We start from the raw sequence: 17,683 nt of genomic DNA, 5'->3' as shown, positions 1-17,683 counted from the left end.
GTCACGGAATGCCGGGAACGCGCGCCCTCAGTCGAGGGTCTTGTGCATCCGGATGGCGCTGATCTCGAACCCGAGCGACGTGTACAGACGCCGGGCGGCGGTGTTCGAGCCGAACACGTTGAGCCCGATCGACCGCGCTCCCTGCGAGCGGGCGTGCTCCTCCCCGAGCTGCATGGCGGCCCGGCCCAGCCCGCGACCGCGGTGCGCCTCGTGGATCTGGATGTCCCACACCCACCAGGCGGTGTCATCCGGGCTCGGATCGGGCCCGATCCACAGCCACCCGACGACCTCGTCGCCCTCGACGACGTCGAACACGCGGTGGCCGGCGACGAGCTGCCCGTCGGGGAAGGCGCGCTCGACGCTCTTCTGCGCGTTCTCGCGTGCGACGTCGGGCGCCTCCCCTGCCGCCATGAGCTCATCGGCATACGCGCCGCGGCTGCGGTCGATCCAGGCGGGCAGCCGGGAGGGGTCCATATCGCGGAGGGTGAGCGTCATCCCGGAAGTCTGCCAGCGCGGGGCGCGGCGCGGAAGCCGCTCGCCTCGCCCGCGATCGCCGCACGGTAGGCGCGCTCGTCGAGCGCCCCGATCCGCGAGTGCCTCCGGCCGTAGGCGAGGTAGATCGCGATGCCGACGGCCATCCAGCAGCCGAACGCGATCCAGGTGCCGCCCGAGAGCTGCGTCATGAGCGCGAGGCACGTCACGGCGCCGAGGACGGGCACGACGGGGAAGAGCGGCACGCGGTACGTGCGCGGCAGGTCGGGGCGGCGGTATCGCAGGACGATGACGGCGACGTTGACGACCGTGAAGGCCGCGAACGTCCCGATGCTCGTCGCGTTCGCGAGCTCGCCGAGGGGCACGATGCCCGCAGCGACGGCGATCACGGCGCCCGTGATGAGGGTGCCGGCCACGGGGGTGCGGGTCGTCGGCGAGATGCGCCCGAAGACGCGCGGCACGAGCCCGTCGCGCGACATCGTGAGGAGGATGCGCGTCTGCCCGTACAGCACGGTCAGCACGATGCTCGCGAACGCGATGAGCGCGCCGATCGAGAACACGACGCCGAACCAGGGCTGGCCGGTCACCTCGGCGAGCACCGTCACGAGTCCGTGGTCGCGGAACCACGGCGCCTCGCGCGCGCCGACCGCCGCGATCGCGACGACGACGTAGATGGCCGTCACGAGGCCCATCCCGAGCAGGATGGCGCGCGGCAGGTCGCGCGCGGGGTCTCGCGCCTCCTCGCCCGCAGTCGAGGCCGCGTCGAACCCGATGTACGAGAAGAACAGCACGGCCGCGGCGCCTGTCACGCCCGGGAAGAACGCGTCGAACATGCCGTCGAAGTGATCAACGCGGAATGCGGTGAACGCGACCGCGGAGAAGAAGAGGAGGACGCCGACCTTGAGCGCGACGAGCACGGTGTTGATCCAGGCGGCCTCGCGCACGCCGCGCAGGAGCAGCACCATCGCGAGGATGACGAGCAGGAACGCGCTGAGGTTGAACACGCCGCCCTCGGCCGACGGATCCGAGGCGATCGCGGCCGGCAGCGAGAGCCCGAAGATCGCGAGGGTCTCGTCGACGTACTGCCCCGCGCCCGATGCGACCGCGGCGACCGAGACGCCGTACTCGAGGACGAGGCACCAGCCCACGACCCAGGCGACGCCCTCGCCGAGCGTGACGTACGCGTACGAGTAGCTCGAGCCCGACACCGGCACGGCGCCCGCCATCTCGGCGTACGACAGGGCGGAGAGCAGAGCGGGGACGGCCGCGAGCAGCACGCTCATCCAGATGCCGGGACCGGCATGCGGGATCTGCTCGGCCAGCAGGGCGAGGATGCCCGTGCCGAGCGTCGCGCCGACGGAGATCATGGCGAGCTGGATCATCGAGAGGTGGCGTCCCAGCGTCGCAGAGCCCTCGCTCGACTGCCCGGCCTCGGCGACGAGCATGCCGATCGTGCGGCGGCGCAGGAGCTGGCCGCCGAGAGACGCGCGGGTCATGCGGCGGTGCGCTTCTCGATCACGACGATGCGCGGCGCGTCGGCGTCGAGCTCCGCGGAGGCGCGCGAGAGATCGCCGCACATCGTGTCGGAGCCGCGTCCGCCCACGGGGCGGGTGATCTCGACGTCCCACCACACCTCGCGCAGGCCCTCGATCTTGTCGCGCCCCCACTCCATGACGACGACCGATCCGTCGACGTCGATGTCGAGGTCGTCGAGCTCGAGCGCCGACGAGAGGCGGTACGCATCTGCGTGGACGAGCGGCGCCCCGCCGACGAGGGAGGGGTGCGTGCGCGCGATGACGAAGGTCGGGCTCTGGATGGGCCCGCGCACGCCGAGCGCATCGGCGAGGCCGCGCGTGAGCGTCGTCTTGCCGGCGCCGAGCGGCCCGGTCAGGACGACGAGGTCGCCCGCCTCGAGGTGCGCGCCGATGCGGCGGCCGAGGTTCTCCATGTCGGTCGCTGTGGGCACGTCGTGCGTGCCGAGCAGCTCGTCGGGGATCATCCCTTCACCCTCCGTGCCACGCGCGGTCCGATGCGCGTGACGATCTCGTAGTTGATCGTGCCCGCCGCGTCCGCCCACTCCTCGACCGCGGGAGCCCCCGCAGCGGGGTCGCCGAAGAGGATCGCCTCGTCGTCGACGGCGACCGGATGGTCGCCCGCATCGACGACGAACTGGTCCATCGCGATCCGCCCGACCACGGGCATCCGGCGCCCGCCGATCACGACCGGCGCGCGGTTCGAGGCCTGGCGCGGGATGCCGTCGGCGTAGCCGAGCGGCACGAGGGCGAGCGTCGTCTCCCCCGTCGTGCGATGGACGTACCCGTATGAGACGCCCTGGCCGGCTGGCACGCGGCGCACGGCCGCCACCCGGCCGCGCAGGGTCATCGCGGGCCGCAGCCCGAGGTCGGCCGACGTCGCGTCGTCGAACGGCGAGAGCCCGTAGATGCCGACGCCGACGCGGACGGCGTCGAAGCGGGCGGCGGGCAGGCGGATGGCGGCGGCGGTCGCCGCGATGTGGCGGATGCGCGGCGAGAGTCCCGCCGCCTCGGCCTGCGCGAGCGCGCCCTCGAAGACGCGCACCTGCGCGAGATCGTCGGCCTCGCTCGTGCCGGAGAGGTGGCTGAAGACCCCCTCGACGACGATGCGGCCGGCCTGCGCGAGGCGCGCCGCCTCCGCGAACGCGGCGGGCCAGTCGGCGGGGGCGAGCCCGTTGCGCCCGAGGCCGGTCTCGAGCTTGAGGTGCACGCGCGGCACCTCGTCGCCGATCGCTGCGGCGGCGATCGCCGCGAGCTGCGGGATGCGCGAGACGCCGAGCTCGACCCGCGCGGCCACCGCGGTGGCGAAGTCCTCGACCGGGTCGTGCAGCCACGCGAGCACGGGCGCGTCGATGCCCGCGGCGCGCAGCGCGAGCGCCTCGGGGATCTCGGCGACCCCGAGCCGCGTCGCCCCTCCCTCGAGCGCCGCGCGCGCCGCGGTCTCGGCGCCATGGCCGTAGCCGTCGGCCTTCACGACCGCGATGAACTCGCGCGTCCCCGTCACCTCGCGCAGATGCCGCACGTTGTGCACGATCGCCGCGCGATCGATGACGGCCTCGCGCAGCGCGCGCCCCTCGCCGCTCACGGGGTCGTCTCGCCTGCGGTCGACGTACCCGCGCCACCCGCGACATCCGAGCCATCCGCCTCGTCGCCGTCCGCCTCGTCGAGGGGCGATTCGACGCCCGCGCTCACGACGTCGACCGCGGCAGGGCCCGCCTCCCCTTCGGCCGTGACGTAGGCGATCGCGAGCCCCGCATCGTGCGACAGCGAGAGGTGCAGCGCCGTGATCCCGAGTGCGGCGACGGTCTGCGCGGTGGCGCCGGTGAGCTCGAAGCGCGGCGCCTCGCGCTCGCCGAGCCGGGCGACCTCGATCTCGGTCCACGTCACGCCGTCCGAGCCGCCGAGGGCCTTGATGAGCGCTTCCTTCGCGGCGTAGCGCGCGGCGAGCGAGCGCAGCGGCAGGCCGCGCTCGTGCTCCGTGAACAGGCGGTCGCGCAGGCGCGGCGTGCGCATGATCGTGCTCTCGAACCGCGGGATGTCGACGAGGTCGACGCCGATGCCGACGATCATCCTTCTCCCTTCCGCCGTGCCCGTGCTGCGCGCTCCGACGCGCCTACTCGACTGTGACCGACTTCGCGAGGTTGCGGGGCTGGTCGACGTCGAGGCCCTTCGCGGTCGCGAGGCCCATCGCGAAGATGTGCAGCGGCACGACGGCGAGGATGGGCTCGAACAGCGGCGCCGCGAGCGGCACCCGGAGCACCTCGTCGGCGAAGGGCAGCACGGCCGCGTCGCCCTCCTCCGCGACCGCGATCACGCGGGCGCCGCGGGCGCGGATCTCCTCGATGTTCGAGATGACCTTCGCGTGCAGCGTCGCGCCCTGACGCGGCGACGGCACCATCACGAACACCGGCTGACCCGGCTCGATCAGCGCGATCGGGCCGTGCTTGAGCTCGCCCGCGGCGAACCCCTCCGCGTGGATGTACGACAGCTCCTTGAGCTTGAGCGCACCCTCCAGCGCGATCGGGTACCCCACGTGACGGCCCAGGAACAGGACTGACCGCGTGTCGGACATCCACCGCGAGAGCTGCTCGATGCGCTCCTGCTCGTTCTCCAGGATCCACCGGATCTTCTCCGGCAGCGTCTCCAGCTCCGCGATCGCCGCACCCGCGACCTCCGCCGACAGCGCGCCCCGCACCCGCCCCACGTGCAGCGCGAGCAGGTACAGCGCCGTGATCTGCGCCACGAACGCCTTCGTCGACGCCACCGCGACCTCCGGCCCCGCGTGCGTGTACACGATCGCGTCCGACTCCCGCGGGATCGTCGCGCCCTGCGTGTTGCAGATCGACAGGGTCTTCGCGCCCAGGCGCGCGGCCTCCTTCACCGCCATCAGCGTGTCCATCGTCTCGCCGGACTGGCTGATCGACACCACGAGCGTCTCCGGCCCCACGATCGGGTCGCGGTACCGGAACTCGTGGGCGAGCTCCACATCCACCGGGATCCGCGCCCACTGCTCGATCGCGTACTTCCCGACCAGACCCGCGTAGTACGCCGTCCCGCACGCCAGCACGATCACCCGGCTCACGCCCTGGAACAGCCCGTCCAGGCCATCCAGCTCGGGGATCACGATCTGCCCGTCCTGCACCCGACCCAGCACCGTGTTCGCGACCGCCTCGGGCTCCTCCGAGACCTCCTTGGCCATGAAGCTCGACCAGCCGCCCTTGTCCGCAGCCGCCGCATCCCACGACACCTCGAACGGCTCGACCTCCACGACCGCCCCGTCGAAGTCCGTCACCGACACGCCCTCCGGCGTGATCGACACGATCTGATCCTGCCCGATCGCCAGCGCACGACGCGTGTGCTCCACGAACGCCGCCACATCCGACCCGAGGAAGTTCTCCCCCTCGCCCAGACCGATCACCAGCGGCGAGTTCCGCCGCGCGCCCACGACCAAGCCCGGGTGATCCTCATGCATCGCCAGCAGCGTGAACGCGCCCTCCAGCCGCGACACCACCGCCCGGAACGCCGCAGCCAGATCCCCGCCCGCAGCCCGGTACTCCCGGCCCAGCAGCACCGCCGCGACCTCGGTGTCCGTCTGGCTGCGGAACGAGAACCCCTCCGCCTCCAGCTCCGCCTTCAGCGCAGAGAAGTTCTCGATGATGCCGTTGTGGATCACCGCCAGCCGGTCATCATCCGCCAGATGCGGATGCGCGTTCAGATCCGTCGGACCCCCGTGCGTGGCCCACCGCGTGTGCCCGATCCCCGTCGTGCCGGCACCCAGCGGAGCCTCATCCAGCGCCTCCCGCAGACGCGCCAGCTTGCCCGCCTTCTTCCGCATCCCCAGCGACCCCTCGCGGTCGATCACGGCGATGCCCGCGGAGTCGTACCCCCGGTACTCGAGCCGAGCAAGACCCGCGAGAAGGATGTCCTGGCTTTCCCGAGGACCGACGTATCCGACGATTCCGCACATGCGCTCAATCCTAGGGACGCCATCCTGGGAACCCCGGCAGGCCGCCGCCCCGGGCGCGGCTACGGGCGCACGACGAGCACGGGAGCGTCGACCGCGAGCACGGCGCGCATGGCGGGCGTCGCGACGAGCAGACGGCCGGCTCCCTCGCGTCGGCGCATGCCCACGACGACGAGGTCGACCCCCTCGTCCGACACGATCGAGGCGAGCGCGTCGCCGTCCGCCGGCGCCTCCACCTCGACCGTGCGGGCATCGCGCAGGCTCTCCGACGAGCCGCGCTCATCGGCGAGGGTGCGCAGCAGCGCCTCCTCGCCCGCCACGACGAGTCGGGAGCCGCGCCGGTCCGCCTCGGCCGCGGCTGCGGCGAGCGCCGAGCGGCCTTCCGCGCCCGGCACGAGCAGGGCGAGCACCGCGCTCATCGGCGGCCGATCCCGATCGCGGACCCCCGCCGGGCGCGCATCGCCGACTGGATGACCGGCAGCACGATGACGACGACGGCGACGGCGATGAGCACGCCCGAGATCGGCCGGGTGAGGAAGCCGGTCGGGTCGCCGTCGAACAGGAGGAGCGCCCGCCGGATGCTCGACTCGAGCAGCGAGCCGAGCACGAACGCGAGCACGAGCGGGCCCGGCTCGAAGCCGAACTTCTTCATGAGGTACCCGAGGGCGCCGAAGCCGACGACGAGCGCCACGTCGAAGACGGAGTTGTTGATCGTGTAGGCGCCGATCAGGGTGATGAGCGCCGTGATGGGGGCGAGGATGGCCGCGCGCACGCGGAGGATGCGCACGAACAGTCCCACGAGCGGCAGCGACATGATGAGCAGCAGCACGTTGCCGATGTACATCGAGTTCACGACGCCCCAGAAGAGGTCGGGGTGCTGGTCGACGAGCTGCGGGCCGGGCGTCACGCCCTGGATGAGGAGCGCGCCGAACATGAGCGCCATCGTCGCGTTGGCCGGGATGCCGAGGGTGAGGAGAGGGATGAAGGAGCTCGTCGCCGCCGCGTTGTTCGCAGTCTCCGGGCCGGCGATGCCCTCGACCGCGCCGTGGCCGAACCGCGAAGGGTCCTTCGCGCGCTTCTTCTCGACGGCGTACCCCGCCATCGACGCGATGGTCGCTCCGCCCCCGGGCAGGAGACCGAGGAGGAAGCCCAGAACGGAGCCGCGCGCGAACGCGCCCGACGACTGCCGCAGCTCGGTGCGGCTGGGCCAGACGTTCGCGACGTGCGCAGGGGCGAGCGTCTCCGCGCGATGCCGCTCCTCGAGGCTGTAGAGGATCTCGCCGAGCCCGAACAGGCCCATCGCGATCGGCACGAAGTCGAGGCCGTCGGCGAGCTGCAGGCTCTCGAAGGTGAATCGCTCGGCCCCCGTGAAGGGGTCGCGCCCCACCGTGGCGAGGAGCAGGCCGATGCCCGCTGCGATGATCGCCTTGAGCTTCGAGCCGCTCGAGATCGTGGCGACGAGGAGGATGCCGAGCAGAGCGAGCGCCGCGTACTCGGCGGGCCCGAAGCTCAGCGCCCACCCCGCCACGATCGGCGCGAACACCGTGAGGCCGATGATCGCGACGGTGCCCCCGATGAACGAGCCGATCGCGGCGATGCCGAGCGCCGTGCCCGCCTTGCCGCGCTTCGCGAGCGCGTAGCCGTCGAAGACCGTCACGACCGAGCTCGCCTCGCCCGGCAGCCGCAGGAGGACCGAGGTGATCGTGCCGCCGTACTGCGCGCCGTAGAAGATGCCCGCGAGCATGATGATCGCCGTGACCGGCTCGATGCCGTAGGTCAGCGGCAGGAGGATGGCGATGGTCGCGGCGGGCCCGAGGCCCGGGAGCACGCCCACGAGCATGCCGACGACCACGCCGATGAGGCAGTAGAGGAGGTTGAGGGGCTCGAAGACGGTCGCGAAGCCGTCGAGCACGGGCTGGAAGTCCATGGTGTCTCCGCGGGTCAGAGCAGGTGGGGGATCGACGTCTTGAGGGCGACGACGAAGACGAGGTAGAACCCGACGACGATCAGCACGGATCCGACGATGGAGAGGATCCAGCGCTCGTGGCCGAGGACGCGCAGCCAGAGGAAGGCCAGCAGGAGGGTCGGGGTCTCGAAGCCGATCACCGGCAGCAGCGCCACGTACGCGACGAGACTCGCGAAGCCCGCGGCGGCCATCCACGACGCCCGCATGAACTTCTCTCCGTCGCCGCCGTGACGGCCCGCGACGAGCTGCGCGAGCGCGAGGATGACGACGACCGCGCTCACGGCGAGCGGCCAGAGCCCTGGCCCGGGCTTCGCGAGCGTCCCGATTCCGAGGGAGGTCGCGAGCACGGCGCCGAGCGCTCCGACCGCGGCCGCGACGAGGGAGCCGGCGAGGTTGGCGATCGGCCCGGCCGCGGGCGGCGAGTCGTCGATCGGAACGGGCGTGGTGTCGCCCGGCGGCGGCGCGGGTTGCGCGAACAGTCCGGCCATGCGGCGTCCTCTTCCTGGAGTCGTGCGGGCGGGCGCGCGGCCGGGGGTGCTCCCGGCCGCGCGCGCTCTCAGCCCTCGGTGAGCGAGATGCCGTTGTCCTCGACGAGCGCGCGGTAGGTGTCGGCGAGCTCGGTCCACTCGCTGACGACCTCGTCGCCCGAGATCTCGTGCGGCGTGAGGAGATTGGTCTCGTTGAGCTGCCGGTACGCGTCGGTCTCGAGCGCCGCGTCGATCGCGCTCACGAGCGCCTCCTGCACGTTCTCGGGGAGGTCCTTCGGCCCGGCGACCGCGCGGTACTGGGCAACGGGGATGTCGTAGCCCTCCTCCGCCGCGGTCGGGACGTCGGGCAGGTACTCGTTGCGCTCCTGGGAGAACGTCAGAAGCGGGGTGACCGTGCCCGCGTCGATCTGCGGCTTGGCCTCGCCGAGCTGGATCGTGGCGACCTGGACCTGGTCGCCCATGACCGCGGTGAGCGCGGGCGACCCCGAGTCGAACGGCACGGCCGTGCCGTCGATGCCGGCCTCCGCGAAGAGGATCGCCTGCGCGAGCTGCGATCCGGTGCCGACGCCCGTCGTGCCGTACGAGAGGTCCTCGGCCCCGGAGAGGTCGTCGAGGCTGTCGAAGCCCGACGCGGTGCTCGCGACGAGCACGTAGTCGTCCTGCGAGAGGCCCTTGAGGACGGTGAGGTCGTCGAGGCTCACCGCCTCCTCCTCGCTGACGGCGAGCGGGGTGATCGTGATGAGCGACGCGTTGAGCAGCACGAGGTTGTACCCGTCGGCCTCGGAGGCGGCGACCTCCTCGGTGGCCAGCGCGCCGTTGGCGCCCGGCTTGTTCACGACGGGCACGGCGACGCCCAGCTCCTCCGCCATGCCCTCGGCGACAGCGCGGGCGATGAGGTCGGTCGATCCGCCCGCCGCCTGACCGACGGTGAGGGTGATCGGGCCGGTGGGGAACTCCTCGGCGTCACCGCCCGAGGCGATGTTGCCGCCGCACGCGGTCAGGGCGAGCGCGCCGGCGGCCAGGAGGCCGAGTCCTGCGAATCGGGTGGCGGTCATGTCGGTCCTTTCGGGTCGGGCGTCCTCGCCCGCTTTCGTTCGCGGCGTCCACACCGATGTGGGACGGGTACTCAGGTTAGGAAGGCGGATGGATGCACGTCCAAGCCAGATTCCGAATAGCGCGATACCCTCAGGGCATCATGTTCACGCTCGACCAGCTCCGCTGCTTCATCGCCGTCGCCGAGGAGCTCCACTTCGGACGGGCCGCCGAGCGCCTCCGCATGACCCAGCCGCCGCTGAGCCGTCAGATCCAGCGGCTCGAGGCGCACCTCGGCGTGACGCTGCTCGACCGGGACAACCGCAGCGTCGCGCTCACGGAGGCCGGCCAGGCCTTCCTCCGCGAGAGCCGGGAGATCCTCGCGGCCGTGCAGCGCGCGCCGTCCACGGCCCGCGAGGTCGCAGCCGGCCGCAGCGGGGTCGTGCGGATCGGCTTCACCGCCGCCTCCGGCTACAGCGTGCTCGGCCCGCTCCTGACCGCGATCTCGGAGGCGCTCCCGAACGTCCGGCTCGAGCTCGAGGAGCTCGTCACGAACGAGCAGCGCGACGCCCTCGCGGATGGCTCCCTCGACCTCGGTCTCGCGAGGCCGCCGTTCGACCCCGAGCGGTTCGACTCGCGCCTGCTGCTCGCCGAGGATCTCGTCCTGGCTGTGCCCGCCGGCCATCCGCTCGCCTCGGCCGCGGACATCCCGAGCCGCGAACGGCTGCAGACGGAGCCGCTCATCATGCACTCCCCCACGAAGGCGCGCTACTTCTACGACCTCGCGGTGCGGATGCTGCCGGTCGACCACGCCCGCGTGGTGCACGTCGTGAGCCAGATCGCGACGATGGTCGCGCTCGTGGCCGCCGGACGCGGCATCGCGTTCGTCCCGGAGTCGGCACGCCTGCTCGGCATCGACGGGGTGTCCTACGTCGACCTCGGCCCGGACGCGCACGACATCGTGCAGCTGCACGCGCTCTGGAGCAGTGCGAGCCGGAATCCCGCACTCGCGCGCGTCGTCCGCCTCCTGGACGACCTGCCCGCCTGATACCTCGAGAGCATCGAACTATCCACTCTTTGGCTTGGACAGGTATGGCGGGCCCCGCCTAGCGTGACGGGTATCCCGTTCGTCGCCGGGTCGCCGGCACTGGCTCCAGGAGCACTCGTGGCACGTCTCACCCCCGCCGAACTGGCGGCTCACCTGAAGGATGGACTTCTCTCCTTCCCCGTCACCGCGTTCACCCGCGAGCTCGCCTTCGATGAGCGCGCCTACCGCGAGCACGTCGAGTGGCAGGCGAGCTACGACGTCGCGGGGCTGTTCGCCGCGGGCGGCACCGGCGAGGGCTTCAGCCTGAGCCCGGCGGAATCCGCTGCCGTGGTGCGCGCGGCGGTCGAATCCTCCCGCCCTGAGGTGCCTGTGCTCGCCTCGTCCGGCGGGGCCACCTGGCAGGCGGTCGAGAACGCCCGCGCAGCCGAGGAGGCGGGCGCGGAGGGGCTCCTCGTGCTGCCGCCCTACCTCACCGAGTGCGATCAGCGCGGACTCGAGGCGCACGTCGACGCGATCGCCTCCGCGACGCGGATCGGCATCATCGTCTACAACAGGGCGAACGCGGTGTACTCCGCGGAGACGGTCGAGCGCCTCGCGGACCGCCACGAGAACTTCATCGGGTTCAAGGACGCGATCGGCGACATCGAGCACCTCGCCAAGGTCTACGCGCGCAACGGCGAGCGTCTCTTCTACCTCGGGGGCCTGCCGACCGCCGAGACCTACGCCCTTCCGCTCCTGCAGATGGGCATGAGCACCTACTCGTCCGCGCTGTTCAACTTCCTCCCCGAGTTCGCGCTCGAGTTCTACCGCGATGTGCGCGCGCAGGACCGCGCCGCCGTGACCGAGAAGCTCTCGCGCTTCGTGCTGCCGTACCTCGACATCCGCGATCGAGGCCGCGGCTACGGCGTCTCGATCGTCAAGGCAGGGCTGCGCGCCGTCGGCCGCGACGCCGGGCCCGTCCGCCCTCCTCTGCAGGACCTCTCCGAGCAGGACCTCGCCGACCTCGCCGCGCTCATCGAGCGCGCGGGCGTCCGCGCCCCCGCCGCCGTCTGATCGAAAGGAACCGCATGACCACCCTCACGGGCCACTCGCTCATCGCCGGCGCACGCGTGCCGGGAACCGCGGGAACGACACACGGCGTCTCGCCGCTCACCGGCGAGCGCCTCGAGCCTGCCTACACCCTGCTCGACGTCGACCAGGTCGGAGAGGCGACGGCCGCAGCCGAGGCCGCATTCCCGTCGTTCTCGTCGCTCGACCCGTCGGCGCACGCCGCTTTCCTCGACGACGTCGCCGACCGCATCGATGCGCTCGGCGACGCCCTCATCGAGCGCGCCGCCCTCGAGACCGGGCTCACGTCGGGCCGCCTCGCCGGAGAGCGGACGCGCACGACGAACCAGCTGCGGCTGTTCGCGCGCGTCGTGCGGCAGGGCGACTTCCGCGGCGTCCGCGTCGATCCCGCCCTCCCCGACCGCTCGCCGCTCCCGCGCCCGGACATCCGCCAGCGCAAGGTCGCCCTCGGGCCCGTGACGGTGTTCGGCGCGTCGAACTTCCCGCTCGCCTTCTCCACCGCAGGCGGAGACACCGCCTCCGCCCTCGCCGCCGGCTGCCCCGTCGTCTTCAAGGCGCACAACGCGCACCCCGGCACGAGCGAGCTCGTCGCGTCGGCGATCGTCGACGCCATCACCGCGGCAGGCCTGCACCCCGGCGTCTTCTCGCTCGTGTACGGGCCCGGCGCCGCGGTGGGGCAGGCGCTCGTCGCCGACCCGGCCATCCAGGCCGTCGGCTTCACCGGCTCGCGCGCGGGCGGCCTCGCGATCGTCCGGACGGCGCAGAGCCGCGCCGTGCCGATCCCCGTGTACGCCGAGATGAGCTCGGTGAACCCGGTCTTCATCCTGCCCGGGGCGCTGGATGGCGACATCGAGGCGCTCGCGACGGGGTACGTCGCGAGCGTGACGGGCTCGAGCGGACAGCTCTGCACGCAGCCCGGCATCGTGTTCGTGCCGCGCGGAGAGGCCGGCGACCGGTTCGTCGCGGCGACGTCGCGCCTCGTCGACGAGGCCGCGGGGCAGGTCATGCTCACGGCAGGGATGGCACGGGCCTGGCGCGAGGGAGTCGACGCGCGCGAGCAACTGGGCGTCGAGGTGCTCGCCCGCGGCGCGGAAGGTGCGGGCGAGAACGCGCCGGCACCCGTCATCCACGGTGTCGACGCCGCGTCGTTCATCGCCGACGACGCCCTGCAGGCCGAGATCTTCGGCGCCGCATCCCTGGTCGTCCGATACGACGCGGCCGATGACCTCAGCGCGGCCGCGGGCCGGCTCGAGGGCCAGCTGACCGCCACCATCCAGCTCGCCGAGCGGGACCACGCGCTCGCGGCGGCGCTCCTTCCCGTGCTCGAGCGGAAGGCCGGGCGGATCCTCGCGAACGGCTGGCCGACCGGCGTCGAGGTCGGGCATGCGATGGTGCACGGCGGCCCGTTCCCCGCGACATCGGATGGCCGCACGACGAGCGTCGGAACGCTCGCGATCGAGCGTTTCCTCCGACCGGTGGCGTACCAGGGGCTCCCTGACGCGCTCCTTCCCGCGCCGCTGCGCGACGCGAACCCGTGGAACCTCACGCGCCTCGTCGACGGCGTGCTCCAGCCCGGAGGTGCCGCATGAGCGCCGTCGTCTCCCGCGTCGAGGTCGTGCCCGTCGCGGGCCACGACTCGATGCTCCTCAACCTGTCCGGCGCGCACGGGCCGTTCTTCACACGCAACATCGCGATCGTCACCGACTCCGACGGCCGCGAGGGGCTCGGCGAGGTGCCCGGAGGCGAGGCCATCCGCGCCACGATCGCCGAGGCCGGCGAGCTGCTCGTCGGGCAGCCCGTGGCGCGATTCCGCTCCCTCCTGCGCGAGGTCGCCCGACGGTTCGCCGACCGCGACGCGGGCGGGCGCGGCCTGCAGACCTTCGACCTCCGGACGACCGTCCACGCCGTGACGGCGCTCGAGTCGGCCCTCCTCGACCTGCACGGGCAGGAGCTCGGCGTGCCCGTGGCCGAGCTCCTCGGATCCGGGCAGCAGCGCGACAGCGTGCCGATGCTCGGATACCTGTTCTTCGTCGGCGACGCCGATCGCACGGATCTGCCCTACCTCCGCGAGCCCGACGGGGCGGACGAGTGGGAGCGCCTGCGCCGAGAGGAGGCCATGACCGCCGACGCGGTCGTGCGTCTCGCGGAGGCCGCCCAGGCGCGGTACGGATTCACCGACTTCAAGCTCAAGGGCGGCGTGCTCGACGGCGACGCCGAGGTGGATGTCGTCACGGCGCTGGCGCGGCGCTTCCCCGAGGCCCGCATCACGCTCGATCCGAACGGCGGGTGGCTGCTGGCCGACGCCGTGCGCCTCGGCGAGCGCCTTCGCGGTGTCGTCGCCTACGCGGAGGATCCCTGCGGTGCGGAGGGGCCGTTCTCGGGCCGCGAGGTGATGGCCGAGTTCCGGCGGCGCACGGGTCTGCGCACGGCGACGAACATGATCGCGACCGACTGGCGCGAGATGGCGCACGCCGTGCGCGAGAACGCCGTCGACATCCCGCTGGCCGACCCGCACTTCTGGACGATGGCCGGGTCGGTGCGAGTCGCCGAGCTGTGCGCCGACTTCGATCTCACGTGGGGGTCGCACTCGAACAACCACTTCGACGTGTCGCTCGCGATGTTCACGCACGTCGGGGCGGCCGCGCCCGGCGCGATCACGGCGCTCGACACCCATTGGATCTGGCAGGACGGCCAGGGCCTCACGACGGCGCCCCTGCAGATCCGGGATGGCGCGGTGCGGGTTCCCGACGCGCCGGGTCTCGGCGTGACGATCGACCGCGATCGGCTCGCCGCCGCGCACGAGCTCTACCTCGAGCACGGCCTCGGCGCCCGTGACGACGCCGTGGCGATGCAGTACCTCCTCCGCGAGTGGGTGTTCGACCCGAAGCGGCCCTGCCTCGTCCGCTGATCCGGAGGCCGCCTCCCCCGTCCCCGCCTCCCTCCCCGTCCCTACTCCTCCTCTCCACCTCTCTTCCATCCCCACCTCCCGTGTCTCGTTTCGGGTGGGAATGCCCTCGGCATTCCCACCCGAAACGAGACACGGGAGGTATTTCGTTGGACAGATTATGGATCTGTACGATAGATTCAGATCATCCGCGCGATGAGGAGAACCCCGTGACGTACACACCCGACGCCATCCGCACCATCCGCCTGTCGACGCTCCGCCTGCCGCTGCAGACCGCGATCTCCGACGCCAAGGTCTTCACCGGCCGCCAGAAGCCCATGACCGAGGTCGCCTTCCTCATCGCCGAGATCGAGACCGAGCAGGGCTTCTCCGGGCACGGCTTCAGCTACTCCAAGCGAGCCGGCGGCCCTGCACAGTACGCGCATGCGAAGGAGGTCGCCGAGGCGGCCATCGGCGAGGACCCGAACGACATCCAGAAGCTCTACACGAAGCTCCTCTGGGCCGGCGCGTCCGTCGGCCGCTCAGGCGTCGCGACGCAGGCGCTCGCTGCGATCGACATCGCCCTCTACGACCTCAAGGCCAAGCGCGCCGGCCTCCCGCTCTCGAAGCTGCTCGGCGCTCACCGCGACTCGGTCCGCACCTACAACACGTCGGGCGGATTCCTCAACGCGTCCATCGACGAGGTCCGCGAGCGGGCGTCGCGGTCGATCGAGGAGGGGATCGGCGGCATCAAGATCAAGGTCGGGCTCCCCGACACTGCAGAGGACCTCCGCCGCGTGCGCGCCGTCCGCGAGCACATCGGCGACGCCGTGCCGCTCATGGTCGACGCCAACCAGCAGTGGGATCGCGCGACCGCGCTGCGGATGGGCCGCCGGCTCGAGGAGTACGACCTCGTCTGGATCGAGGAGCCCCTCGACGCCTATGACGCGGAAGGGCACGCCGATCTCGCGCGCGCCCTCGACACGCCGATCGCGACGGGCGAGATGCTCGCGTCCGTCGCGGAGCACGAGCGGCTGATCGCGGCACGATCGTGCGACATCATCCAGCCCGATGCCCCGCGCGTCGGCGGCATCACGCAGTTCCTGCGGCTCATGACGCTCGCCGACCAGGCGGGGCTCGACCTCGCACCGCACTTCGCCATGGAGATCCACCTGCACCTCGCCGCCTGCTACCCGCGCGAGCCGTGGGTCGAGCACTTCGACTGGCTCGACCCGCTCTTCGAGGAGCGCCTCGAGACGCGCGACGGCCGCATGATCGTGCCCGATCGCCCCGGCCTCGGCATCACCTTCAGCGACCAGGCGCGCGCCTGGACGACCGATTCGGTCGCGATCGGGCGATGACGGATGGACGCGGGCGCGGCATGCGCGCGGATGGCCGCGGGAGCCGCCCGCGGAATGGGACGATGAGCGGATGAGCACATCGCGCTCCGAGGAGATCGCCCGCGTCCTCGCCGCCCGGATCGTCGAGGGCGCCATCGCACCCGGCGAGCGCCTGCCGAGCGAGGGGCGCCTCGTCGACGAGTTCGGCGCGAGCCGGACCGTCGTGCGCGAGGCGCTCCAGCGGCTCCAGTCCCGCGGCCTCGTGCGCACGAGGGTCGGGTCGGGGAGCTACGCGCTCACTCCCCCCGCGCCCGTCACGGGCGACGACTGGCTCGCCGCGCGCGACGCCTCGGAGCGGAACGAGCTCCACGCCTTCCGCACCGCGATCGAGACCGAGGCCGCCGCGCTCGCGGCGCGCCGGCCATCCGCTGCCGACCTCGCGGCGGTCGACGCAGCCCTGGCCGACCTGGAGGGCGCGACGCTGCCGGCCGCGTCGGCCGAGGCCGACTTCGCCTTCCATCGCGCGGTCGCCGCCGCGTCAGGCAACCGCTACCTGCTGGCCGCGCTCGATCGGATGGGTGCGCGCGCCATCGTCCTCCCGCCGGCGCGGATCTCCGATTCCGAGCGGGCGAGCGCTGAGGCCGCGGCGGTCGTCTCCGAGCACCGCGCGATCGCGGCGGCCATCCGCTCGGGAGACCCTCTCGCCGCTGCGGCGGCGATGCGGGCCCATCTCGCGGCCTCCGCCGCGCGCCGCGCAGGCTGAGCGCCCACGCCGCCCCGCCTGCTTCTACAGCTTGCGCAGGAGCACACTCTCGACGTTGTGGTCGGCGCCCTTGTTGAGCACGAGCGTCGCGCGGTGCTTCGTCGGCGCGACGTTCTCGAGCAGGTTCGGCAGGTTGATGTCGTTCCAGATGCCCCGGGCCGTGCTGATGGCCTCCTCGTCGCTGAGGTGCTGGAAGACATTGAAGTACGACGACGGGTTCGAGAACGCGCCCTCGCGCAGCGCGAGGAAGCGGTTGACGAACCACTCCTCGATGTGTGCGGCGTCGGCGTCGACGTAGATCGAGAAGTCGAACAGGTCGCTGACCGCGACGTCGTTCGGCGTGGGCGGCGGCTGCAGGACGTTGAGCCCCTCGATGATGAGCACGTCGGGCCGCCGCACGACGACCTGCGCGTCGGGCATGATGTCGTACTTCATGTGCGAGTAGAACGGGGCGCGCACCTCGTCGGCACCGCTCTTGACGCGCGTGACGAAGTCGACGAGAGCACGGCGGTCGTACGACTCGGGGAAGCCCTTGCGGCTCATGATCCCGCGCCGCTCGAGCTCCGCGTTCGGATAGAGGAAGCCGTCCGTCGTGACGAGCTCGACGCGCGGGGTGTCCGGCCAGCGGCTGATCAGCTCGCGGAGCAGGCGCGCGACCGTCGACTTGCCGACCGCGACCGACCCCGCGACCCCGATGACGAACGGGGTCGTCGGGTCCTCCTCCTGGAGGAACGTCGACACCTCGGCGCCGATCCGGCGCACACCGCTCGCCCAGATGCTGAGCGTGCGACTCAGCGGCAGGTGGACGTCTCGCACCTCGGCGATGTCGAGCCGGTCGCCGAGCCCGCGCAGCTGGACGACCTCGGTCTCGGTGAGCGGCTGATCCATGCCCGCCGCCATCCGCGCCCACTCGGCGCGGGGGATCTCGCGGTACAGCGAGAGGGAGGCGGGAACGGCTGTCGGACTCATCCGCAACATCGTACCGGGGCGGATGGCCGGGGCCCGGCGGCAGGATGACCGGGGCAGGTCCGCAGGTTGGCCGGGGCAGCCCGACCCGCCGACGGAAGCGGGCGAGGCGAGCCCCGGCGACCCGCAGGTCGCCCTCT

Annotated in this window: 16 protein-coding genes and 1 pseudogene; 6 read left to right on the top strand and 11 right to left on the bottom strand. The window is 72.3% G+C overall.

What is annotated here, in order from left to right; all coding sequences use genetic code 11:
• Positions 1–27 precede the first annotated feature (27 nt).
• From M1D56_RS04200 to M1D56_RS04155, 10 genes and pseudogenes are all read right to left on the bottom strand, one after another.
• Positions 28–495, bottom strand: coding sequence for an N-acetyltransferase family protein (locus M1D56_RS04200; RefSeq protein WP_456284785.1), 468 nt, complete (start codon positions 493–495; stop codon positions 28–30).
• A complete protein-coding gene (locus M1D56_RS04195; RefSeq protein WP_271172342.1) occupies positions 492–1,988 on the bottom strand; it encodes an APC family permease in 1,497 nt (498 codons plus the stop codon). Before M1D56_RS04195 ends, M1D56_RS04200 begins: the two co-directional genes overlap by 4 nt.
• On the bottom strand, positions 1,985–2,491 hold the full coding sequence (tsaE, locus tag M1D56_RS04190; RefSeq protein ID WP_324012178.1) for a tRNA (adenosine(37)-N6)-threonylcarbamoyltransferase complex ATPase subunit type 1 TsaE: 507 nt from the start codon (positions 2,489–2,491) through the stop codon (positions 1,985–1,987). The genes M1D56_RS04195 and tsaE overlap by 4 nt, the downstream gene beginning before the upstream one ends.
• Positions 2,488–3,609, bottom strand: a complete 1,122-nt coding sequence (gene alr, locus M1D56_RS04185) for an alanine racemase (protein ID WP_456284784.1) — start codon at positions 3,607–3,609, stop codon at positions 2,488–2,490. The genes tsaE and alr overlap by 4 nt, the downstream gene beginning before the upstream one ends.
• Before the next feature lie 131 nt (positions 3,610–3,740).
• Positions 3,741–4,094 (bottom strand): annotated as a pseudogene (locus M1D56_RS04180) (holo-ACP synthase); the annotation flags it as partial.
• Positions 4,095–4,137: 43 nt separating this feature from the next.
• Entirely contained in the window at positions 4,138–5,991 is a 1,854-nt protein-coding gene (gene glmS / locus M1D56_RS04175; RefSeq protein ID WP_456284783.1) for a glutamine--fructose-6-phosphate transaminase (isomerizing), read from the bottom strand.
• A gap of 59 nt (positions 5,992–6,050) precedes the next feature.
• On the bottom strand, positions 6,051–6,407 hold the full coding sequence (locus M1D56_RS04170; RefSeq protein WP_456284782.1) for a universal stress protein: 357 nt from the start codon (positions 6,405–6,407) through the stop codon (positions 6,051–6,053).
• Entirely contained in the window at positions 6,404–7,915 is a 1,512-nt protein-coding gene (locus M1D56_RS04165; protein ID WP_456284781.1) for a tripartite tricarboxylate transporter permease, read from the bottom strand. The genes M1D56_RS04170 and M1D56_RS04165 overlap by 4 nt, the downstream gene beginning before the upstream one ends.
• Positions 7,916–7,929: 14 nt before the next feature.
• Positions 7,930–8,442: a tripartite tricarboxylate transporter TctB family protein gene (locus M1D56_RS04160; protein WP_456284780.1), complete on the bottom strand. Its 513-nt coding sequence runs from the start codon at positions 8,440–8,442 to the stop codon at positions 7,930–7,932.
• A gap of 68 nt (positions 8,443–8,510) precedes the next feature.
• Positions 8,511–9,497 (bottom strand): tripartite tricarboxylate transporter substrate binding protein, encoded by a 987-nt coding sequence (locus M1D56_RS04155; RefSeq protein ID WP_456284779.1) that lies wholly within the window; start codon positions 9,495–9,497, stop codon positions 8,511–8,513.
• A gap of 140 nt (positions 9,498–9,637) precedes the next feature.
• On the opposite strand from M1D56_RS04155, the gene M1D56_RS04150 reads away from it, so the two are divergent.
• The 6 genes from M1D56_RS04150 (at position 9,638) to M1D56_RS04125 (ending at position 16,577) form a co-directional block, all read left to right on the top strand.
• A complete protein-coding gene (locus M1D56_RS04150) occupies positions 9,638–10,522 on the top strand; it encodes a LysR substrate-binding domain-containing protein (RefSeq protein ID WP_456284778.1) in 885 nt (294 codons plus the stop codon).
• Positions 10,523–10,639: 117 nt separating this feature from the next.
• Positions 10,640–11,575: a 5-dehydro-4-deoxyglucarate dehydratase gene (gene kdgD, locus M1D56_RS04145; RefSeq protein ID WP_456284777.1), complete on the top strand. Its 936-nt coding sequence runs from the start codon at positions 10,640–10,642 to the stop codon at positions 11,573–11,575.
• Positions 11,576–11,589: 14 nt separating this feature from the next.
• On the top strand, positions 11,590–13,179 hold the full coding sequence (locus M1D56_RS04140) for an aldehyde dehydrogenase (NADP(+)) (RefSeq protein ID WP_456284776.1): 1,590 nt from the start codon (positions 11,590–11,592) through the stop codon (positions 13,177–13,179).
• Positions 13,176–14,498: an enolase C-terminal domain-like protein gene (locus M1D56_RS04135; protein ID WP_456284775.1), complete on the top strand. Its 1,323-nt coding sequence runs from the start codon at positions 13,176–13,178 to the stop codon at positions 14,496–14,498. The genes M1D56_RS04140 and M1D56_RS04135 overlap by 4 nt, the downstream gene beginning before the upstream one ends.
• A gap of 206 nt (positions 14,499–14,704) precedes the next feature.
• Positions 14,705–15,835 carry an L-talarate/galactarate dehydratase gene (locus tag M1D56_RS04130; RefSeq protein WP_456284774.1) on the top strand — a complete coding sequence of 377 codons (1,131 nt, stop codon included), beginning with the start codon at positions 14,705–14,707 and terminating at the stop codon, positions 15,833–15,835.
• A 70-nt stretch (positions 15,836–15,905) separates the two neighbouring features.
• The gene (locus M1D56_RS04125; RefSeq protein WP_456284773.1) at positions 15,906–16,577 is read left to right on the top strand and encodes a FadR/GntR family transcriptional regulator; all 672 of its coding nucleotides are present in this window, start codon (positions 15,906–15,908) and stop codon (positions 16,575–16,577) included.
• A gap of 24 nt (positions 16,578–16,601) precedes the next feature.
• Here the strand turns inward: M1D56_RS04125 and coaA are convergent, their stop codons facing one another.
• Positions 16,602–17,546, bottom strand: a complete 945-nt coding sequence (coaA, locus tag M1D56_RS04120) for a type I pantothenate kinase (RefSeq protein ID WP_282978214.1) — start codon at positions 17,544–17,546, stop codon at positions 16,602–16,604.
• Positions 17,547–17,683: the final 137 nt, after the last annotated feature.

The sequence above is a fragment of the Microbacterium sp. JZ101 genome, from assembly GCF_053903175.1.
The sequence above is the reverse complement of the archived record's forward strand: the minus strand, read 5'-3'. Positions and strand labels throughout refer to the sequence as shown.

Excerpts from the sequence above, each read along its gene's own strand:
- M1D56_RS04200 (WP_456284785.1), bottom strand. The coding sequence starts at position 495 with ATGACGCTCACCCTCCGCGATATGGACCCCTCCCGGCTGCCCGCCTGG.
- M1D56_RS04195 (WP_271172342.1), bottom strand. The coding sequence starts at position 1,988 with ATGACCCGCGCGTCTCTCGGCGGCCAGCTCCTGCGCCGCCGCACGATC.
- tsaE (WP_324012178.1), bottom strand. The coding sequence starts at position 2,491 with ATGATCCCCGACGAGCTGCTCGGCACGCACGACGTGCCCACAGCGACC.
- glmS (WP_456284783.1), bottom strand. The coding sequence starts at position 5,991 with ATGTGCGGAATCGTCGGATACGTCGGTCCTCGGGAAAGCCAGGACATC.
- M1D56_RS04170 (WP_456284782.1), bottom strand. The coding sequence starts at position 6,407 with ATGAGCGCGGTGCTCGCCCTGCTCGTGCCGGGCGCGGAAGGCCGCTCG.
- M1D56_RS04165 (WP_456284781.1), bottom strand. The coding sequence starts at position 7,915 with ATGGACTTCCAGCCCGTGCTCGACGGCTTCGCGACCGTCTTCGAGCCC.
- M1D56_RS04160 (WP_456284780.1), bottom strand. The coding sequence starts at position 8,442 with ATGGCCGGACTGTTCGCGCAACCCGCGCCGCCGCCGGGCGACACCACG.
- M1D56_RS04155 (WP_456284779.1), bottom strand. The coding sequence starts at position 9,497 with ATGACCGCCACCCGATTCGCAGGACTCGGCCTCCTGGCCGCCGGCGCG.
- M1D56_RS04150 (WP_456284778.1), top strand. The coding sequence starts at position 9,638 with ATGTTCACGCTCGACCAGCTCCGCTGCTTCATCGCCGTCGCCGAGGAG.
- M1D56_RS04140 (WP_456284776.1), top strand. The coding sequence starts at position 11,590 with ATGACCACCCTCACGGGCCACTCGCTCATCGCCGGCGCACGCGTGCCG.
- M1D56_RS04135 (WP_456284775.1), top strand. The coding sequence starts at position 13,176 with ATGAGCGCCGTCGTCTCCCGCGTCGAGGTCGTGCCCGTCGCGGGCCAC.
- M1D56_RS04125 (WP_456284773.1), top strand. The coding sequence starts at position 15,906 with ATGAGCACATCGCGCTCCGAGGAGATCGCCCGCGTCCTCGCCGCCCGG.
- coaA (WP_282978214.1), bottom strand. The coding sequence starts at position 17,546 with ATGAGTCCGACAGCCGTTCCCGCCTCCCTCTCGCTGTACCGCGAGATC.